Consider the following 16,313-nt stretch of genomic DNA (forward strand, 5'->3'; position numbering starts at 1 on the left):
TGAGATGCCGTGCCATGGCCGGAACCCTGCCGCGTGACCGCGTGACCGCGTGACCGCGTGACTGCGTGACTGCGTGACTGGTCGGCCGGGATTCCGGGCCCGTTCAGTCCTACGGCGGTGTCCGCTTGCGTCAGTCCTGCGGCGGTGTCTGCTTACGGCGGAGGAGGACGACCACTGCCCCGCCGATCACGACGAGGGTGATGGCCACGCCCGCGATGACCGGAGTCGCGTTGGAGCCGCCGGTCTCGGCGAGGTCGGTGCCCCCGCCGGAGCCGCCGACCGACGCCGGGCTCGGCTCGCTGAGCGTCTGGGTCGAGATGTCGCTCGCCCCGCCCTGGGTCTGGCAGTCCAGCACGCCCTTGAAGCGCTTCTCGACGCCGTTCGGGCCGGCGATCGTGAAGTCGTACGCCTGGTCCTCCTGCAGCGGGATGGTGATCCGCTGGGACACGCCCGCCTCGATGGTGTGCTCGATCCCCATCAGCTCGAACGTGAACGGCTCGTCGCCCTTGTTGGCGGCCGTGATGTCCACGCCACCCTTGCCGCAGTTCTTCTGGGCGGACAGGGCGGGTATCGCGCCCTTCTCCGCCCAGTCGGCGACCGCCGCGGCGGCGACGGTGGACTCGCTGGAGCCAGCGAGGATCTGCGTCTGGCTACGCGTCTCCGAGGCGAAGGCGCGGCCGACCGGCACGGTCGTGGAGGCCTGCACGCCGAGCGACGCGGAACCGTCGGGGCTGTCCTTCGGGACGTCGAAGAAGAGCTTGCTGCCGTCGGCGGCGGCGGTGACCGCCTTGCCGTCCTTGTCGACGACCTTCACGCCGCTGGCGGCGGTGTCCGCGGGCGGCGTCACCGACACGCTGTCCGCGTTGGTGTGCACCGTGACCGGGCCGAGCCGCTCGCCCGCGTGGCCGGAGACCGCGGCCGGGTCGAGCGTCAGCGAGGCCGCGGGCTCCGGAAGGTTCCGCGCGTTCTTCTGCAGATAGTCCGCGAGCTTCTCCGCCTGCGGGTCCGCCGCGTCCACGTCGGCGCCGTCCGAGTACCGCCAGATGGCCACCTGGGTGCCGGCCGCCGCGTCCTGCTCGGTGAGGCCGGTGACACCGGCCTTCTCGGCCAGCGCCGCCAGGTCGTTCACCTGCGGGTAGGAGTTCTGCAGGATCCAGCGGATCCTGCCCGCGTCCTTGTTGCCGTTCAGCGACGTGCCGCTCCAGGAGGTCTCCTGGTACTTGGCGTCCCGCTGCGTCGGGTTGTGGAGGTCGATGCAGTAGGTCTGCAGCATGCCGCCGTCGTCGACGGACATCTCGAACAGACCGGCCGAGACCCAGGAGTCCTCGCCGTTGTCGTGGACGACCGCGGAGCCGTAGGTCTTCAGCTCGCCCAGGGTGGCGGTCGCTCCCCCCTGGCTCTGCGGTGTCCCGTCGGCGACGGCCGTACCGGCGCAGGCGATCGTCCCCGCGGCGGCGAGCCCCCACACCAACGCCGCGGCGGCGAGGCGGGCCGCCCCACGCCCGCGCGTGGACAACACCGAGAACGCAGAAGACACAGAATTCCCCTTCAGGCAGGACCCTTTGACATGGGGGACGGTCCCGCCAGCAGAATCAGAAGCCCCGAGAGCTGTGTTGGGCATCCTAAGGAAGTGCCGCATCGCACTCCCCGGTCATGTCGTCCGATAACCGATCCGACTCGGAATCGTTATCGCAAGCACGCCCGTGAGCTGGGCCTATCGACAAATCCACGAGATTCTGCGGTGCGTATTTGTCGATAAGCCGCAGTTCGGTCAGATCATGGCTGTCTCTGACATCACGTCACCCCGGCGGGCTCGGGATGCTGTTGGGACACGTCCTCCGGCCGAGCGTCCGGTGCCGATTCCCAACTGGGTTCAGGCCGGTGCGCCGAAGCCGGCTCGCCCTCCTTGGACGGACGCCGGAAGGCCGACGTACCGCGGGAGAGGTCGTGGCCGATCGCCACCGCGTCGATGTCCGCCGACGTCCAGCTCTGCCCGTCGCGGGTCTCGGTGCGCACCTTCAGCCTGCCCTGCACGATGACGGGATCGCCCACCGACACCGAGGCCCCCACGTTCGTGGCGAGCGCGCGATTGGCCCACACCGTGAAGAAGTTGGTGTGCCCGTCCGTCCACCCGCTCTTCTCGCGGTCCCAGTACCGCGAGGTCACCGCCAGCCGGAACCGCGCCGACGCGCCGTTCGCCAATTCCCGGTACACGGGCCGTGTCGCCACATTGCCCACCGCGCACACCATCGTCTCGTTCATCGTGAATCCCTCCCGTGCGAATGCGTCTGCCGCGGCGAGCGCATGCGCTGCGATCGCCGCGGGATCAGACTGCCTCCGCCGGGCCGGGCCCGCCGAGCGCTGTGTACTACCGGCCGGTTGTGGAAAACCGCGTCACCTGACAGGGGCACCCGCCGTCGCCGTTCCCATGACCCGCCCGTACTGCTCCCGTACCTCGCGGTACCGCAACAGCTCCGCGGCCACGGGGTCCAGAACCCGGGCTCTTCCGCATCCGGAAGCCGCCTCGCGCAACCGGCGTTCCGCTTCGAGGCCGTAGCGCCGGGCCGGTCCTCGCGCCGCCATCCGACTGCTCCACTCCACGGCCGGGCCGCCGATGATGCCCGCCACCATCAACAGCACCGGAACCCCGAGATTCGGCGACATGACTCCGACGATCTGCCCCACCAGCCAGAGCCCGCCGATGACCTGGAGGATCGTCATCGAGGCCTGTGCGAGCACCGCGACGGGCCACCAGCCGGGCCGCGGCGGCCGTCCGCCCGGTGTCGTCGCGCGCGTCGCCATGTCGTCCAGCGCCTCGGGCAGCCCCTGAGCGCCGCGTACGGCCGCCTCGCGTACCGCCTGGGCCCAGGGCGCGGGCAGGCCGTACGCGGCCCGGTCCGCGACCGTCCGCACCGCCTGCTCGACGCGTTGGCGCGCGGTGGCCTCCTCGTCCGCGGGGGTGCGCACGGGCAGCCGACCGGTCTGGGGTTCGAGCCGGTCCTGGTACCAGCGCCACAGCCGCAGCCAGGGCGTGCCGCACGCGCGGTTGGCGTTGCGGCGCCAGGCCCGCTCGGCGGCCTCACCGGTCGCGACGGCGCCCACCGCGTCCGCGAGTCTGTCCGCGAACTCGTCGCGCGCCTCCTCGCTGAGCCCGACCCGCCGTCCCGTCGCGTAGACGGGCCGCAGTCGTGCGGCGGCCGCGTCGAGATCGGCCGAGATCCGCCGTGCGGCGGCACCGCGTTCGGCCACGAACTGGCCGAGACACTCGCGAAGTTCGGGGATCCCTTCCCCGGTGAGCGCGGACAGCGAGAGGACGGTCGCCCCCGGTTCGCCGTACTCGCCGAGCGCGATGCCGTCCTCGTCGAGCAGCCGCCGCAGATCGTCGAGCACCTGGTCGGCGGCTTCGCCGGGAAGCCGGTCCACCTGGTTGAGGACCACGAAGGTGACCTCCGCGTGCCCGGCCAGGGGCCGCAGATAGCGCTCATGGAGGATGGCGTCCGCGTACTTCTCCGGATCGACCACCCAGATGACCGCGTCGACGAGCGCCAGGACGCGGTCCACCTGCTCGCGGTGCTGGACGGCCGCGGAGTCGTGGTCGGGCAGGTCGACCAGGACCAGGCCGCGCAGTTGTGCCTCCGCCTCCGCGCTCTGCAGCGGGCGTCTGCGCAGCCGCCCGGGGATGCCGAGCCGGTCGATCAGGGTGGCCGCGCCGTCGCTCCAACTGCAGGCGATGGGGGCCGAGGTCGTCGGCCTGCGTACGCCGGTCTCCGAGATGGCCACGCCCGCGAGCGCGTTGAAGAGCTGCGACTTCCCGCTGCCCGTGGCCCCGGCGATCGCGACGACGGTGTGCTCGCCGGAGAGCCTGCGGCGGACGGCAGCCTCGTCCAGGACCCGGCCCGCCTCCGCGAGTGTCCTGCTGTCGAGCCGGGTGCGGGAGAGACCCACCAGCTCGCGGAGCGCGTCCAGGCGCGAGCGCAGCGGCCCGTCGTACGCGAGGGGGGCGGGCAGGGCAGGGACCGGGGCCGCGGTCTCCACCACCGGCGTCTGGTACCTGCCGGGGGCCGTCTCGGTCACGCGGCGCGCGATGAGGCCGTCGTCCCAGACGGGTCCGTCCTCCGCCCGCGCGGGGTGGTCGCCCTCCCCGCGCGCGCGGGGATTCGTGTCGGAGGCGTCCTCCGGGGCGTCCTTCCCCGGCGCGTCGGCGCTCCGCGCGGCCCGGCCTCCGTCGCTGCTCGTGTCGCCCTCGGTCTTCTCGGCGAGTTCCGGGGACCCAGCCCCAGAACTCGCCGCTTCCGGGCGACCGTTCTCCGGAGCGCCCTCGGCCCGGTCGTGGCCCTCGGCGCCCGCCGCGGAGGGAACGTTCTCGGGGGCGCCGTCCTCGGAGCGGGCGTCTCCGGGACGGCCGTCCCCGGGGCGCTTGTCTCCGGGACGGTCGGCCTGATCCGTGTGGTCAGTGACGGCAGTCACCGCGGTCACCTCTCCTTCTGCAGTACGGACAGCGCGGCGATGAGTTCGGCCTGGGGTTCTGGATGGACGTCGAGAGCTTCGAGGGGCGCGAGACGGCGCTCGCGCTCGGCGTGCAGGGCCTTGTCGATGAAGTCCGTGAGCAGCCGGCCGCCCTTGTCGCGCAGCCGCAGCGCGCCGTGCGCCCCGATCCGCTCGGCGAGCCCCTCGCCCGCGCTGCGTGCCCTGCGGCCGCCCAGGAGCGCGGTGGCGACCAGCGCGGCCACCACCGCGGCGTCCGGCGCGACGCTCTTGTCGAGGTCGCGCACTTCGTCCTCGGCGTACTCCTCCAGGACGCGCCGCCAGCGTCGTACGGCCAGGCCGATCCGGTGCTCGGCGCTCTCCAGTGCGGGATCACGATCCGTCAGCCCCGGTGCTCCCGACGCCGGTTCGCGGCGCCAGGCCTCGTCCACGCGTTCGTCGGCGGCCGTGACGGAGCACAACAGCAGGGCGGACAGGCTCTCCACGAGCGCGTCCAGCAGTTCGTCGGCGGTGCAGTCGAGGGGATAGGCGCGCCAGCGCTTGAGGGCGTCCCCGGAGAGCACGGCCCCGGCCTGCAGACGCCCCTTGGCGCGCGTGTGTTCGCTGTCGTACGCCCCGTCGACGGCGGCGGTGAGCCGTGTCGCGGCGGCGTACTGCGCGGCGGTGGCGCCGGCCAGTTCCGGCATCCGCGACTTCAGGGAGTCGAGGACTCCGTGGGCCGTACGGGCCATCGCGCCGTGTCGGGCGCCCGGGTCCTGGGCCTGGTGCGTGAGCCAGGTGCGCAGCGGTGCGACGGCGGTGGCCGGCAGCAGGCCACCGCCCCAGGCGGACTCGGGCAGTTCGGGCACGGTGAAGCGGGGTACCTCGCCGAGTCCGGCCTTGGCGAGCAGCGCGCCGTACTGCCGCGAGACCTCGGAGACCACCTGGTGCGGCACCCGGTCCAGGACCGTCACCAGGGTCGCCCTGTGTTCCTTGGCGGTGCGCAGCAGATGCCAGGGCACGGCGTCGGCGTACCGTGCGGCCGTGGTGACCATCACCCAGATGTCGGCCGCGCAGATCAGTTCGGCGGCCAGCACGCGGTTGTCGGCCACCAGGGAGTCGACGTCGGGCGCGTCGAGGAGGGCGAGACCGCGGGGGAGTGTGTCGGCGGTCTCGATGCGCAACACCCGCTCCCCGCGGTCGGTGAGGGCGGGGAGATCGTCGCCGGGCTCCCGATGGGGCACCCACACGCGCGTGAGCTGGGGCAGTACGCGCATGCCGCTGAACCAGTGATGGTCCTCCGGATGGCACACGAGCACCGGCGTACGGGTCGTCGGGCGCAGTACGCCCGCCTCGCTGACCCGGCGCCCCACAAGGGAGTTGACGAGGGTCGACTTGCCTGCACCGGTGGATCCTCCGATGACGGCGAGAAGCGGTGCTTCGGGTTCCCTCAACCGGGGCACCAAATAGTCGTCGAGCTGTGCGAGCAGTTCGTCGCGGTTGGCACGCGCGCGTAGAGCCCCCGCCAGGGGCAGCGGAAAGCGTGCGGCGGCGACACGGTCGCGCAGGGCGGAAAGTGCATCGAGCAGCTGGGGCCGTACGTCCAAGGTCACCACATGTGAAGAATGCCCAATTTTGGAGTCTTTCTGAAGCATATGGGTATGTCTGCGCGCCGACAGGACACACGGGGCGGAAGGGATGACTGGGGCGCAGGCATAACGAGTGCACAACACCCGATGCGCGAGACGCCAAAAGCGGTGCACGATTCGTACCCGCCTGCGATTATCAGGACCGCTTCACTGAACCTCCACATCGAGCCACGGAGGCGAAGAATGAGGGACGGGGATGCGGGAGCCCTATCCTTGTCCCCGGCAAGGTCACGGATCAGCCCACACCCGGGCACCAGGACACAGGCCGACACACCCGGCCCCCGTAGCTCAGTGGATAGAGCAGGCGCCTTCTAAGCGCTTGGCCGCAGGTTCGAGTCCTGCCGGGGGCGCCAGTCTCCACCCTCCCGTTCGGGAGGGCTTTTTGCTGGTCGGAGTACGTTTCACTCGATACGGCGAGGCCCCGAACACTTCCCCAATGATCAAGGGGGAGGTCCGGGGCCGTACGGCTGTCACCGGGGTTTCGCGGGTGGCCCTGTCGAATACGTGTCGAAGTTTTCGGCGCAGGGGGTCAGCCGGCGCCAGGAGGCTCGGGGAGATCTCCGGCGGCTTCGAGGCGCCTTTTCAAGTCAGGGAGCTGTCCTCGACGCATCGCGCGTAGGTCGCCAGGAGCACCGGGACGCTGTTCCCGGCCCAGTCCGCCACCTGGGCGGGTGGAATCCCGTCGTTGAGCCATTTGGTCAGGCGCGTGTGTCGGTTGTCGTACACCCGCCTTCCCGTGGGCGAGTCGAAGACGTGCGGGGGCAGGACGGCCTTGCGTGCACTGCGCCACGCCCGACGGATGACCGACCCGGCGAGAATCCCGCCCGTCTCCCCCTGGAACAGGAGATCACCGGGCTTGAGCTGCTCGTCCTCGACGTGCTGCCGCAAGACGCGCGTGAGCGCGGGATGCCCTGGTGCGGTGCGGGTCTCACCCTCGGCACGGCCCTTCAGATCGCGTTCCTCGTGGATCTCTCCGGTGTCGGTCCACTGCTTGCCGACCTCCGGGGTAGCCGTGTGGATCAGCAGCTCGCACCACTGGTCCGCGGCGTCGGGGGCGGGAAGCGTCACGTCTTGCACTCGCATGGCTACGGCTTCCTCCGGCCGCAGGAGTAGAGCGTGGCGAAGAACGCGTGCAGCCGCTGCCCTCCACGAGGCCGGCGCCCGATCCAGTCGAGGAGCGCCGCCGCTTGTTCCGCGTTCACCAAGGACCGCTTGTCTACGGCGTTGCTGGTCTTGGCGACAGCCGTCGACTCCTTCCCCTTGGGGAGCGGGTTGGTCCGCAGGACGTGCCGCCGGATCGCGTGCTTCATGACCACGTTGAGGATCCGGCGGCGGCGCTTCCTGGACCAGGCCGCCGCCTGCTTGCCGTCGAGGCGCGTGTCGACGGCTCTCAGAACCCCGTCGGCCCTCTCCGCCTCCTCCCAGGCCGAGACGGGCAGAGAGTTGCGCTCGACCCACCTGAGAATGGTCACCACGTCTCGCGGGGCGTCCGCACGGCGGGTCGCGTTGAACGCCCATTCGCGTAACGCGGTCCGCACGGCCACCGGGTCGAACTGGGTCGGCTGGGCGCGCAGCAGCGCGATGGTGACCGCCGTCAGGGTCTTGGCGGTGTTCTTACGGCTGTTGCCGCCGAGCTCCGGCCAGCGGGCGTCCACGTACTCGACGGCGAACGTGTACCAGCTCATCGAAGCCGCCTTGGAGCGGTGGGAAACGGGCAGCCCGGTCGCGATGACGAAGGCCTCACCCTTGCCCGTCGCCCGGATGAGTTCCGAGCGGAATCCCTCGGCGAGGGCGACAGTGCCGAAGGGCTCATGCCAGGGCTTGCCCGCGACGACCCAACGCACGGTGTACGTGGTCTTCCGTGTGCCCTTGTAGGTGAGGATCTTGTAGACCTTCACGTCGTACGTGGTCTCCATCAGGCGGCGTCCTCACGGTCGTCGAGCCAGTGATCGAGATCGCTCCGCCGGATCCTGAGGTCGCCGTTCGGGAGCTTGATGCAACGGGGCGCACGCCTCTTCGCCCGCCAGTCGTAGAAGGTGGACCGGGAGATCTTCAGCTCCTCGCAGACTTCGGCGAGGGTGAGCTTTTCGTCTCGCGACCTCACAGCGGACGTCGTCATGGCGTAGCTCCTTCCAGCTCTGCCAAGGCCTCGCGGGCGGTCTCGCGGTTGTGCTGGAGGTCGCGGGCATGGTGGCGGCGAGGGCGGATTCGCCGGGGGTGTGGCCGTGGCCGGCGTATTGCCAGTCGGCGAGGACGAGGACGGTGTCCGGCTCGCGGTCCTCGAGGCCGAGGGCGTCGCGTTCCTGTGCGGCGCGGAAGTCGGCGCGGGCCTGGCGGAGCTCCCCGAGGGTGGTGGAGTAGCGGCGGGACTTGGAGGAGAAGTGGCCGCGGAAGCCGAGCATGTGAGCCCAGGCCCCACAGGCGCCGGTCGGGGTAGAGCGGGTCGAACTGCTTGCAGGCCTCGATGAGTCGGCGGGTGTGGTCGGGGATCTGGTGGCGGTCGAGTTCGGCGAGTTCGCCGATGCGGCGGTCGAGGGTGCCGGTGTTCTCGGCCGCCTTGGTGGCGTACTTCGCCACGTAGGAGGCGACCGCCTGCTCGGTGATGTCGGAGCCGTCGCCGAACGCCTTCACGGGGCGGACGTCGAGCTGGGTGCCCCAGCGGAAGGTGCGGGCGGGCTGGTCCTCGGCGGCCGGGACGGAGACCGAGGTGTAGGAGTGGGCTGCGGCGGCGTGGATGGCGTCGGTGAGGAGGCCGGCGCTCGCCCAGGACGGGGGAGGGGTGTCGGGGCCGTTCGGTCCGTCGAGGCGGATGACGGCGTGGAAGTGCAGGGCGCCGCGCTTTTGGAACTCGGCGACCTTGCCGTACGACAGCCGCACGTGGTCGGGCAGTTGGCGGCGGGTGAGGCCGGCGCGGGCGGCTATCTCGCGGCGGAGGCGGGTGGTGAAGCGCTGCCAAAGGTCGCCTGCGTGGTTGTTGAACAGGACGGCGCCCGCGTAGTCGTAGGTCTCCGGGTCGAGAGCTGTGCCGAGCGCGGGATCGTCGGCCGGATGTCGGGTGCCGCAGCGGCAGACGCCGTGGTCGGGGCGGTTGTGGACGGGGCCGAAGGAGGGGGCGGTGAGGGTGGCGAAGACGCGGGGGTGGTCGCGGACGGTGGAGGGGATGTCGCGGCGGTCGTCGCCTGCCAGGCCCGCGCGGATGAGGTGGTAGGTGTCGCCCGCGTAAGTCCAGGCGCAGGAGGGGCAGCGGGAGGCGCGCCGGTTGCCGCACGCGAGGCGGAGCCGTCCGCCCGGCTCGGATTCGGTCGAGTAGTGGTGGAGGGTTTGCCCGGCGGTTTTGTCCTTGGTGAGGGTCCAGCCGGTGAGGTGGATGGGGTCGGCGCAGCCGCCGGTGCGCCGGATCTGGTCGTGCCAGCGGTCGAAGTCGTCGGCCGAAGCCACCCTCAGCAAGTCGCCGAGGGTGGTCGGGTCGAGCTGGGTCTCGAGGTTCAACGGCGCCATCCCCGCTTCTGAGGGGTGCCGGCGCTGCTGCTGGACGCCTCGTTGGAGGAGCGGCCCGAGCGGGTGGCGTTCGCGGGCCGGTCGCTGTCGTGCAGTTGGTGCGCCTTGGCGATCTTCTTCAGGCGGTCGATGTCGCCGTCGAGTTCGTCGGATGGGATGCGGCTGACTCCCAGGCTCCAGTTGCGGGGCATCAGACGCTCACCGCCTGGCGCACGGCGGGGCGGGTCGTGGTGCCGGTGCCGTGGCAGGCCGGGCAGTGCGCGGTGATGGTCCGGAGGTGACCACGTCGGTTGCGGCTGCCGAGGGTGATGGCGGCGGAGGCGAAGCCGTCGCAGTTGGCGCAGATCCGGGACCTGGGTCGGGTGCGGTGCGTCATGCTGTGGGTTCCTTTCGATTGCGGTTGGAAGGGGCCGGACCGTCCGGGCGGCGGCGATGCTTGGCGGCTTGTGCGCCGCCCGGAGGCCGGTCAGTGAGAGACGGGGCGTTGCCCACGGCGAGCGGCGCGTCCCTTGGCCGCGTACATGGCGGCGTCGGCAGCAGCCAGGGCGCAGGGAAGCGTCCGAGTGGGCAGGTCCGTCAGACGGCAGGAGCCCACGGACGCGGCGAGCGGCAACGACTGCCTGGCGTAAAGGAATGGCCGGTGCAGATCGCGGCCCAGATCAGTGAGGTCGGGCCCGGCCGCCTGGTCGATGACGGCGACGAACTCGTCTCCGCCCAGCCGTCCGGCGATCCCGTGTCGGCCGCACCAGGCAGTGAGACGGGAGGCGGCCACGGTGAGCGCGGTGTCTCCGGCGGGGTGGCCGTAGGTGTCGTTGAGGGTCTTGAAGCCGTCCAGGTCGACCAGAACGACGAGCGCGTCCGAGTGCCGGCGGATGAGGCGAGTGGCGCGGGCGGTCCATCCGGCCCGGGTGTGCAGACCGGTGAGCGGGTCGCGGCGGGCGGCTGCGAGGCGGTGGGGGAGGAGCCCGGAGTGGGCGGCCCAGCCGACTAACGGCAGGACTGCGGCGAGGGCTTGGGTGTCCACGGTTCTCCTTCGTTGCGGTTGGAAGGGGGTGCGTGGGCCATCCGGACGGCGGCGATGCTTGGCGGCTTGTGGCACCGTCCGGAGGCCGGTCAGCGGCTTGCCCTCGGCACTGATGAGCGAGCGGATGACCAGGGCGCAGATCGCGATGGATGCGCCGGTGATGGCGACCGCGAGGAGCATCGAGACCAGGACGGCGCCGACGACCAGGACCACGGCGGTTCCGCTGCCGACGAGGGCGATGACGGCACCGGGGGTGAGCTGCACGGTCGGCCGAGCCGGAGCCGGGGCCGCCATGGGTGCGACGGTCGGAGCGTGCTGGATGACGGCGGTCGGTTCGACGACCGCGGCGGGCGGGGTCACGAGGCCGGTGGGCTGAGGCATCGTGGGGACCTTGGGGCGGAGCATGGTGGATCTCCCTTCGTGGGTGGTTACTTGACGGCGGTGTCGATGGCGGGGGCGAGCAGGCTGTCGGCGAGGAGGTAGCCGCCGAGCAGGAGGACGGCTACGAGCCACCAGGGCGGGCGGATGAGCTTGACGCCGAGCCAGCGACGATGATCAGGGCGAACCAGAGCGGGACGTCCACGGCGGGCTCCTATCGGGCGGTGCAGCGGTGGGTGCGGGCGGCGAGCTGGGCTGCGGTCTGGCTGGAGTAGTCGGCGGACCATCCGCAGTGGTCGTTTGTGCACACGGTGGCGTGCTTGGTGTGGCCGTGGCGGTCGCGGTGGGTACCGATCTGCACGGGGCCGATCCGCATCACGGAGTGGAAGTGGTCGCGGGCAGGCATGACGGGTTCTCCTTCCGGGTCAGGCGAGTTGGGCGGCGATGGCGTCGGCGAGCTGGGGCGGGACGCCGAGGCGGGCGCGCAGGGTGTCGGTGTCGATCCGGGCGCCGGTGCGGGCCTGGTGGTCGGCGGCGAGCTTGCGAGCGTGGTCGACCAGCGCGGCCGGGACCGACGCAGACAGCGAAGCCGGGGGAGCGGGGGCCAGCGCCGGGGTGTCGTCGGCCGCGGGAAGCGGTGCCGGATCGGGGGCGGATTCCCGCTCGACCTCCGGCTCCGGGACCGGGACCGTGGGGGCCGGCCGAGCCGGCTCTGGGTCCTCGGGGGCGTGGGAGTGGGCGAGGAGGGTGCCGCCGAGGAAGGCGAGGGCAGGCCAGCCCGCGATGCCGAACCGCAGCCAGGCCGGCGGGTGGGCCAGATCGAGGAACCCGGCGGTGGCCACGTTCGCACCTAGTGACGCGACCAGGGCGATGAGGAACCAGCACCAGGCCAGCCGGGACGGCCCCTCACTGCGTAGCCGTCGCCAGGCAGCTACCAGGAGCAGGTCCACCGAGATGGGGTAGGCCCAGGCTTTCCAGCCGTCCTGTCCGGCGGCGTCAGCGAGGTCGTGCAGGTGGGCGAAGGACAGAGCGCCGGCGATGACGGCCTGGACGAGGACGGCGTCCACGCGGAACGCGGGGCGGGCCATCACGAGCCGGCGGGGTAGTCGGGGCCGTCGGTGGGGTCGTAGCCGGGCGGGAACATGCCCGGCGGGGGCTCGGCAAAGCCGAGCAGACGCGGCCCCTGGCGTCCAGGTCGTTCGTACAGTGGCGCGCTCCACCTGGACGCCAGGAACCACGCCCGCTCCACGGACTGTGGGTCGACGGCGGACGGGATGGGAGCTGGGGAGAGTGGTGGGTTGAGGAGTGGAAGTTGGTTCCGGGACTAGAAGGCCAGGTCAACGACGCTCTGCACAACTAGCCCGAGGGCAACGCAGAAGAACCCGAGCACCTGCTCACGCAAGCCCCGAATCGTGGCTCGCTTCGACTCTGGATCAATGGCGGCGATACGGGCCTGAAGATCTTCCCCTAGCCGCTGGTCTTCCTGGACCAATCCCATAACTCATCCCACCGTCAACTGCTACGAGTCAGCTCCGTCCGGTGCCACCCGACGGGCGTGTGGCCTTGAGAGACCAATGCGCTCATCGGCAGATGACCGGCACAGACGCAGGGGACGGGGCCTCACCGACTGTCCGTCTTCTGGCTACGCTTCGTCAGCGTCGGCGGCGTGATCCTTGAGGATGCTCCGCGCCTTGCGTTCGACCAGCACGGGGACGAACTCGCGTACCGGCCGGTCCGCGAACGAGGCGTGAGCTTGGGCCACGGCTGCTTCGACCTCGGCCTGGCCGTGGGCCCCGCTGAAGGCATCGTTCAAGCGCTCCACCACTCCGTGGATAGCGTCTTCTTCGCGTGCTGCTTTGTCCGCCACGGTGCCACCTGCCTGAAAAAAGGGGGTGCTACTCGGCTTCCGCCGAGATTCTCATGCGGGAAGCCTCAAAGTGTTGGTCGTTGCAGGGTGCGCGTGGGCCGTCGCCGGGAACCGGCCATGCCTGATGGGCCTGCAGGGTCAGGCTGACCAAGGTCATGAGCAGGTCGATATCGGCGGCGACGTCCAGGCGCAGCGTCACCCATTGCGAGCCGGGCGTGAGCCGGACGGCCGGCTCGCCCATGAGGTGCTCTTCGAACCGCCGGATGGCCCGCGCCGTGAGGTGCAGGTCAACGTCCTGGTCGGAATGAAAGTGGGCGATCTCGCCGTGGGCCGAGACGAGTGCACGGCCGGTCCCGCAGCTCGGTTCCACCACGGCGAGGTCGGGCCAGGTCGCCAGTTGTGTGAGCGCACGCGCAGCCAACGTCATGCTCCCATCATGACCAGCTCACTGTCTGTCCACCAGACAATGAGGAATCCGTAACCTGCCGGAAGCGTCCGATTGTCCGAAATCGCGCATGGACAGCCAGCCGCTCTGCTCCACGGTCGGCTCCTTGACCAACTGAATGGCTTCCGCGGCATCGCCACCAGATACGAGAAGACCGCCACCTCCTACGAAGCGGCGGTCGTACTCGCGCAAGGTCGGCAGACCGCCGATCTTGCTCCTCCTACCTGCTGGCCAAGGCTTCGGCTTCCGCACGTGCCAGCAACGCGTCCAGTGAGGCAGATTCCGCCTCCAGGATCGTGGCAGCGGCGTAGTCGATCGCGAACGACGCGTAGCGCTCCGCATCGTCCGCGTTGTGCTCGGCGCGTTTCACGTCATGCTCGGCTTTCCGCTCCTGAATGTGGCTCTTGACCGTCGCTACATGCTCCTGCCACTTGTTCCTTGCCTCGTCAAGTGACGCAGCGTCAGCGGCCTTCTCTTCGGCTGCCTCACGGCGGAGCTGCTTTGCCTGCTGTTCCGCCTCCCGCTGAGCCTGTTCGACCGCAGCCGACAGCTGCTCCCGGTCCTTGGCGATGGCACTCTCTACCTGCTCTTGTGCATGCTTCGCCCGATCCGTCAGTTGGGTGATGCGGTCCGTCGTCTCCGTCATGGGTCCTACCTTTCGATTGCTCACCCAAGAAAATGAGACCCTCGTTCAGGGGAACACACACGGCAGGGGCCCGCCATTCGGGTGATCGCACAGGCCGTTCCCATGCTGGTCGCCTTCCTGGAAGGCTCACCACAGCCCGCAGCGACCGCTTCCGCCAGCCCCATCTCCGCGGGGTGAAACGCTGCCGGGCGGGTGATGGAGGTGTACGGTCCGGCGCTATTCCAGTAGGAGGAGTCGATATGACATCTCCCCCGATTCCTCAGGCGCTGGCCATCCGCGCGCTACCGAGCCACAAGACGCCCCGTTGGCCGAAGGCCCGGGCGCATTGACGAACAACACTTCTGAGCTGGGGCGAGCAGCCCAGTGCAGTACAGCAGCGAAGTACAGCAACCCACCGTGGCCTCAGCCGATCGCCAACAACCGTCAATGACCAACGGACCAGCCCACCAGACCTCAATGACACCTCAGCCGAGAGTTCGGGACGAAGAGGTCCACGTGCCATGGCCGTGCCACATCGTGCGGTCAACCACGGTCAATGACGGCCCCTCGCAGTCGAGATGCACCGTTCACCTAGGCCGTCGCTACAGCCGAAGCGACCTGGGGAACTACGCCGCCGACCACGTCCGCCCTTACAAGGCGGTGCTTACCGGGCCTCGGAGCCGGCGTGCCAAGTAGGGTCCGGGCGTGACTACTTCTCCTGAGCACGTCGGCAGCAGAGAGGACCTGGCAGCCTTCGTTCGTTCCCTGCATCGCAGCCACGGCGAGGACGGAAGCTCATGGGAGAACCCCGACCTTCCGAGTTTCCTGGAGGCCTTGGCGGCATGGATCGACGACTCGGGCGGCTGGTACAGCAACACCGGCCGCGAGTTGCCGGCCAGCGGTGACTGGAGGTTCTTCGCACGAGCTCTGCAAGCGGCGACCATCTACGAATAGTCCGGGCCGTGTCGAATACCTGTCGAAGCCGGGTGGCAAGCCGTCGTCGGCGCAGGTGATTGCCCAGGCCAGGGCCCTATGCGAGCGTACGGGCCAAGCGCCTTCTAAGCGCTTGGCCGCAGGTTCGAGTCCTGCCGGGGGCGCCAGTCTCCACCCTCCCGTTCGGGAGGGCTTTTTGCTGGTCGGAGTACGTTTCACTCGATACGGCGAGGTCCCGAACACCTCCCCAATGATCAAGGGGGAGGTCCGGGGCCGTACGGCTGTCACCGGGTTTTCGCGGGTGGCAAGGCCTTCCGCGCACTGCGCCACGCCCGGCGGATGACCGACCCCGCGAGATTGCCGCCCGTCTCTCCCTGGCACAGGAGATCACCGGGCTTGAGCTGTTCCTTCTCGAACCCGATGCACCCTTGCGCGGGCCGGTATCGACCCGCCATCCCGGTTCCGGGGGTGGGGCTTGATGGGCGCAGACGAACCCTCCGGTATGAACGCCATGACCCCACCGACACAGTTGGAAAGCGTGCGCCGACCGACGCTCACGCCGGAAGTGGTGCGCGGCCGGCGCTGGCAGGTCACCTCGTGGCCATCGACGAAGCCCGACCGTCGGTTAGGTCCCGGACGAGTCTCCGGGCCGCCCCCAGACAGGCCGGGGATGAAACCATTCCTTCAGAGCTGGAACCCCCGGAAGCCGACCGCGCGCTTGAGACCATAGATGCCGGCACTGACAACGGACCTGCCGGTGATCGACCGTTGAGTGGTCCCCAGCCATGACCACATCTGCTGATCACGTCAGCAACGCCGGCCGCGCGTTGCCGCTCGGCGGTGACTGGACGTTCTTCGCACGAGCTCTGCAAGCGGCGAGCGTCTACGAGTAGCCCGATGGTCCGAGGTGGGCGGCCGGACGGCGCGAAAGGTCCCGGTCACCTCAGGGAGTGGGACGTCCTGCCCGATGCCGCGTCGATCTCGTCGTGGGCCTTGGTCAGCAGTTGCATGGCGAGTTCGTTCAGGGCCCTCGCGCCCGCGACCTCCTCGCCGACCCTGGGCTGGTTCGAGTCGGAGGGGTGGCGGCTGGCGTACCCGTGGGCGCGCACCTCGCTTCCGTCGGGGAGCCGCAGAAGGGCGGCCGCACGGGTGCGGTGCTCGTCCTCCTGGAATTCCATCTCGACGTGCCATCCGACCGTGGTCCGTGTCTGCGTCTGTGTCATCGCGGTCACCTCCGAAGCCGCCGCCCCCGGTGAAGTCCCTAAGAAGAGTGTGCTCCTCCGGCCGCCCCGGCACGAGGTGAGGGCACGGAGGGTCACGCGACGTGGCGCGCCTGTGTCCGTGCGGCGACAGTGACGGTGACGGAGACAGTGACGGCGGCCGCGACCGAGGCCGCCGGTCCGCTCCGGCCGTGCGGTCGCGACCGGCCC

General features: G+C 70.2%; 17 protein-coding genes, 2 tRNA genes and 2 pseudogenes. 3 read left to right on the forward strand and 18 right to left on the reverse strand.

Going from position 1 to position 16,313, the window contains the following annotated elements:
• Positions 1-130: 130 nt before the first annotated feature.
• The 4 genes from ACFWBT_RS19115 to ACFWBT_RS19130 form a co-directional block, all read right to left on the reverse strand.
• Complete coding sequence (locus ACFWBT_RS19115) at positions 131-1,537, reverse strand: Cys-Gln thioester bond-forming surface protein (protein WP_385701691.1); 1,407 nt, start codon at positions 1,535-1,537, stop codon at positions 131-133.
• Between the two features lie 257 nt (positions 1,538-1,794).
• On the reverse strand, positions 1,795-2,262 hold the full coding sequence (locus tag ACFWBT_RS19120; protein ID WP_385701693.1) for a single-stranded DNA-binding protein: 468 nt from the start codon (positions 2,260-2,262) through the stop codon (positions 1,795-1,797).
• A 132-nt stretch (positions 2,263-2,394) separates the two neighbouring features.
• Positions 2,395-4,476 (reverse strand): GTPase, encoded by a 2,082-nt coding sequence (locus ACFWBT_RS19125; protein WP_385701695.1) that lies wholly within the window; start codon positions 4,474-4,476, stop codon positions 2,395-2,397.
• Positions 4,473-6,080: a dynamin family protein gene (locus ACFWBT_RS19130; RefSeq protein WP_385701698.1), complete on the reverse strand. Its 1,608-nt coding sequence runs from the start codon at positions 6,078-6,080 to the stop codon at positions 4,473-4,475. The genes ACFWBT_RS19125 and ACFWBT_RS19130 overlap by 4 nt, the downstream gene beginning before the upstream one ends.
• Positions 6,081-6,390: 310 nt before the next feature.
• Here ACFWBT_RS19130 and ACFWBT_RS19135 point away from each other — a divergent pair.
• Positions 6,391-6,466: transfer RNA gene (locus ACFWBT_RS19135), tRNA-Arg, on the forward strand.
• Between the two features lie 229 nt (positions 6,467-6,695).
• On the opposite strand, the gene ACFWBT_RS19140 is transcribed toward ACFWBT_RS19135, so the two are convergent.
• The 13 genes and pseudogenes from ACFWBT_RS19140 to ACFWBT_RS19200 all read right to left on the reverse strand — a co-directional run bounded on the left by ACFWBT_RS19140 (position 6,696) and on the right by ACFWBT_RS19200 (position 13,971).
• Complete coding sequence (locus tag ACFWBT_RS19140) at positions 6,696-7,196, reverse strand: hypothetical protein (protein WP_385701701.1); 501 nt, start codon at positions 7,194-7,196, stop codon at positions 6,696-6,698.
• Between the two features lie 2 nt (positions 7,197-7,198).
• Positions 7,199-8,029, reverse strand: coding sequence for a hypothetical protein (locus ACFWBT_RS19145; protein ID WP_385701702.1), 831 nt, complete (start codon positions 8,027-8,029; stop codon positions 7,199-7,201).
• Positions 8,029-8,232 (reverse strand): helix-turn-helix transcriptional regulator, encoded by a 204-nt coding sequence (locus tag ACFWBT_RS19150; protein WP_385701703.1) that lies wholly within the window; start codon positions 8,230-8,232, stop codon positions 8,029-8,031. Before ACFWBT_RS19150 ends, ACFWBT_RS19145 begins: the two co-directional genes overlap by 1 nt.
• Positions 8,233-8,359: 127 nt before the next feature.
• Positions 8,360-9,611: pseudogene (gene repSA / locus ACFWBT_RS19155) on the reverse strand (replication initiator protein RepSA); the annotation flags it as partial.
• Entirely contained in the window at positions 9,599-9,802 is a 204-nt protein-coding gene (locus tag ACFWBT_RS19160; protein WP_385701706.1) for a hypothetical protein, read from the reverse strand. The gene ACFWBT_RS19160 and the pseudogene repSA, both read right to left, overlap by 13 nt.
• Entirely contained in the window at positions 9,802-9,987 is a 186-nt protein-coding gene (locus tag ACFWBT_RS19165; RefSeq protein ID WP_385701707.1) for a hypothetical protein, read from the reverse strand. The genes ACFWBT_RS19160 and ACFWBT_RS19165 overlap by 1 nt, the downstream gene beginning before the upstream one ends.
• A gap of 90 nt (positions 9,988-10,077) precedes the next feature.
• Complete coding sequence (locus tag ACFWBT_RS19170) at positions 10,078-10,710, reverse strand: GGDEF domain-containing protein (protein ID WP_385701726.1); 633 nt, start codon at positions 10,708-10,710, stop codon at positions 10,078-10,080.
• A gap of 21 nt (positions 10,711-10,731) precedes the next feature.
• Positions 10,732-11,040 (reverse strand): annotated as a pseudogene (locus tag ACFWBT_RS19175) (SpdD-like protein); the annotation flags it as partial.
• Between the two features lie 187 nt (positions 11,041-11,227).
• Positions 11,228-11,419: a mobile element transfer protein gene (locus ACFWBT_RS19180; RefSeq protein WP_385701708.1), complete on the reverse strand. Its 192-nt coding sequence runs from the start codon at positions 11,417-11,419 to the stop codon at positions 11,228-11,230.
• Positions 11,420-11,438: 19 nt separating this feature from the next.
• Positions 11,439-12,101: a DUF2637 domain-containing protein gene (locus ACFWBT_RS19185; RefSeq protein ID WP_385701728.1), complete on the reverse strand. Its 663-nt coding sequence runs from the start codon at positions 12,099-12,101 to the stop codon at positions 11,439-11,441.
• A 554-nt stretch (positions 12,102-12,655) separates the two neighbouring features.
• Positions 12,656-12,880: a three-helix bundle dimerization domain-containing protein gene (locus ACFWBT_RS19190; protein ID WP_385701711.1), complete on the reverse strand. Its 225-nt coding sequence runs from the start codon at positions 12,878-12,880 to the stop codon at positions 12,656-12,658.
• Positions 12,881-12,908: 28 nt separating this feature from the next.
• Positions 12,909-13,307, reverse strand: a complete 399-nt coding sequence (locus ACFWBT_RS19195; RefSeq protein ID WP_385701712.1) for a luciferase family protein — start codon at positions 13,305-13,307, stop codon at positions 12,909-12,911.
• A 238-nt stretch (positions 13,308-13,545) separates the two neighbouring features.
• Positions 13,546-13,971, reverse strand: coding sequence for a hypothetical protein (locus ACFWBT_RS19200; RefSeq protein WP_385701714.1), 426 nt, complete (start codon positions 13,969-13,971; stop codon positions 13,546-13,548).
• A 684-nt stretch (positions 13,972-14,655) separates the two neighbouring features.
• Between ACFWBT_RS19200 and ACFWBT_RS19205 the strand changes: the two genes are divergently transcribed.
• Both ACFWBT_RS19205 and ACFWBT_RS19210 read left to right on the forward strand, forming a co-directional pair.
• Positions 14,656-14,904: a hypothetical protein gene (locus ACFWBT_RS19205; protein WP_385701716.1), complete on the forward strand. Its 249-nt coding sequence runs from the start codon at positions 14,656-14,658 to the stop codon at positions 14,902-14,904.
• A 61-nt stretch (positions 14,905-14,965) separates the two neighbouring features.
• Positions 14,966-15,050 (forward strand) — tRNA-Arg (locus tag ACFWBT_RS19210).
• Positions 15,051-15,821: 771 nt separating this feature from the next.
• Here ACFWBT_RS19210 and ACFWBT_RS19215 read toward each other — a convergent pair.
• The gene (locus ACFWBT_RS19215; RefSeq protein ID WP_385701719.1) at positions 15,822-16,106 is read right to left on the reverse strand and encodes a DUF1876 domain-containing protein; all 285 of its coding nucleotides are present in this window, start codon (positions 16,104-16,106) and stop codon (positions 15,822-15,824) included.
• Between the last annotated feature and the right edge of the window lie 207 nt (positions 16,107-16,313).

Origin of the sequence: Streptomyces sp. NPDC060027, assembly GCF_042737005.1 — a bacterium.
Taxonomy (GTDB): domain Bacteria; phylum Actinomycetota; class Actinomycetes; order Streptomycetales; family Streptomycetaceae; genus Streptomyces.

What these genes read in the sequence shown, in the direction of transcription:
- ACFWBT_RS19120 (WP_385701693.1), bottom strand. Translation starts at nt 2,262, where the DNA reads ATGAACGAGACGATGGTGTGCGCGGTGGGCAATGTGGCGACACGGCCC.
- ACFWBT_RS19140 (WP_385701701.1), bottom strand. Translation starts at nt 7,196, where the DNA reads ATGCGAGTGCAAGACGTGACGCTTCCCGCCCCCGACGCCGCGGACCAG.
- ACFWBT_RS19145 (WP_385701702.1), bottom strand. Translation starts at nt 8,029, where the DNA reads ATGGAGACCACGTACGACGTGAAGGTCTACAAGATCCTCACCTACAAG.
- ACFWBT_RS19150 (WP_385701703.1), bottom strand. Translation starts at nt 8,232, where the DNA reads ATGACGACGTCCGCTGTGAGGTCGCGAGACGAAAAGCTCACCCTCGCC.
- ACFWBT_RS19160 (WP_385701706.1), bottom strand. Translation starts at nt 9,802, where the DNA reads ATGCCCCGCAACTGGAGCCTGGGAGTCAGCCGCATCCCATCCGACGAA.
- ACFWBT_RS19165 (WP_385701707.1), bottom strand. Translation starts at nt 9,987, where the DNA reads ATGACGCACCGCACCCGACCCAGGTCCCGGATCTGCGCCAACTGCGAC.
- ACFWBT_RS19180 (WP_385701708.1), bottom strand. Translation starts at nt 11,419, where the DNA reads ATGCCTGCCCGCGACCACTTCCACTCCGTGATGCGGATCGGCCCCGTG.
- ACFWBT_RS19185 (WP_385701728.1), bottom strand. Translation starts at nt 12,101, where the DNA reads ATGGCCCGCCCCGCGTTCCGCGTGGACGCCGTCCTCGTCCAGGCCGTC.
- ACFWBT_RS19195 (WP_385701712.1), bottom strand. Translation starts at nt 13,307, where the DNA reads ATGACGTTGGCTGCGCGTGCGCTCACACAACTGGCGACCTGGCCCGAC.
- ACFWBT_RS19200 (WP_385701714.1), bottom strand. Translation starts at nt 13,971, where the DNA reads ATGACGGAGACGACGGACCGCATCACCCAACTGACGGATCGGGCGAAG.
- ACFWBT_RS19215 (WP_385701719.1), bottom strand. Translation starts at nt 16,106, where the DNA reads ATGACACAGACGCAGACACGGACCACGGTCGGATGGCACGTCGAGATG.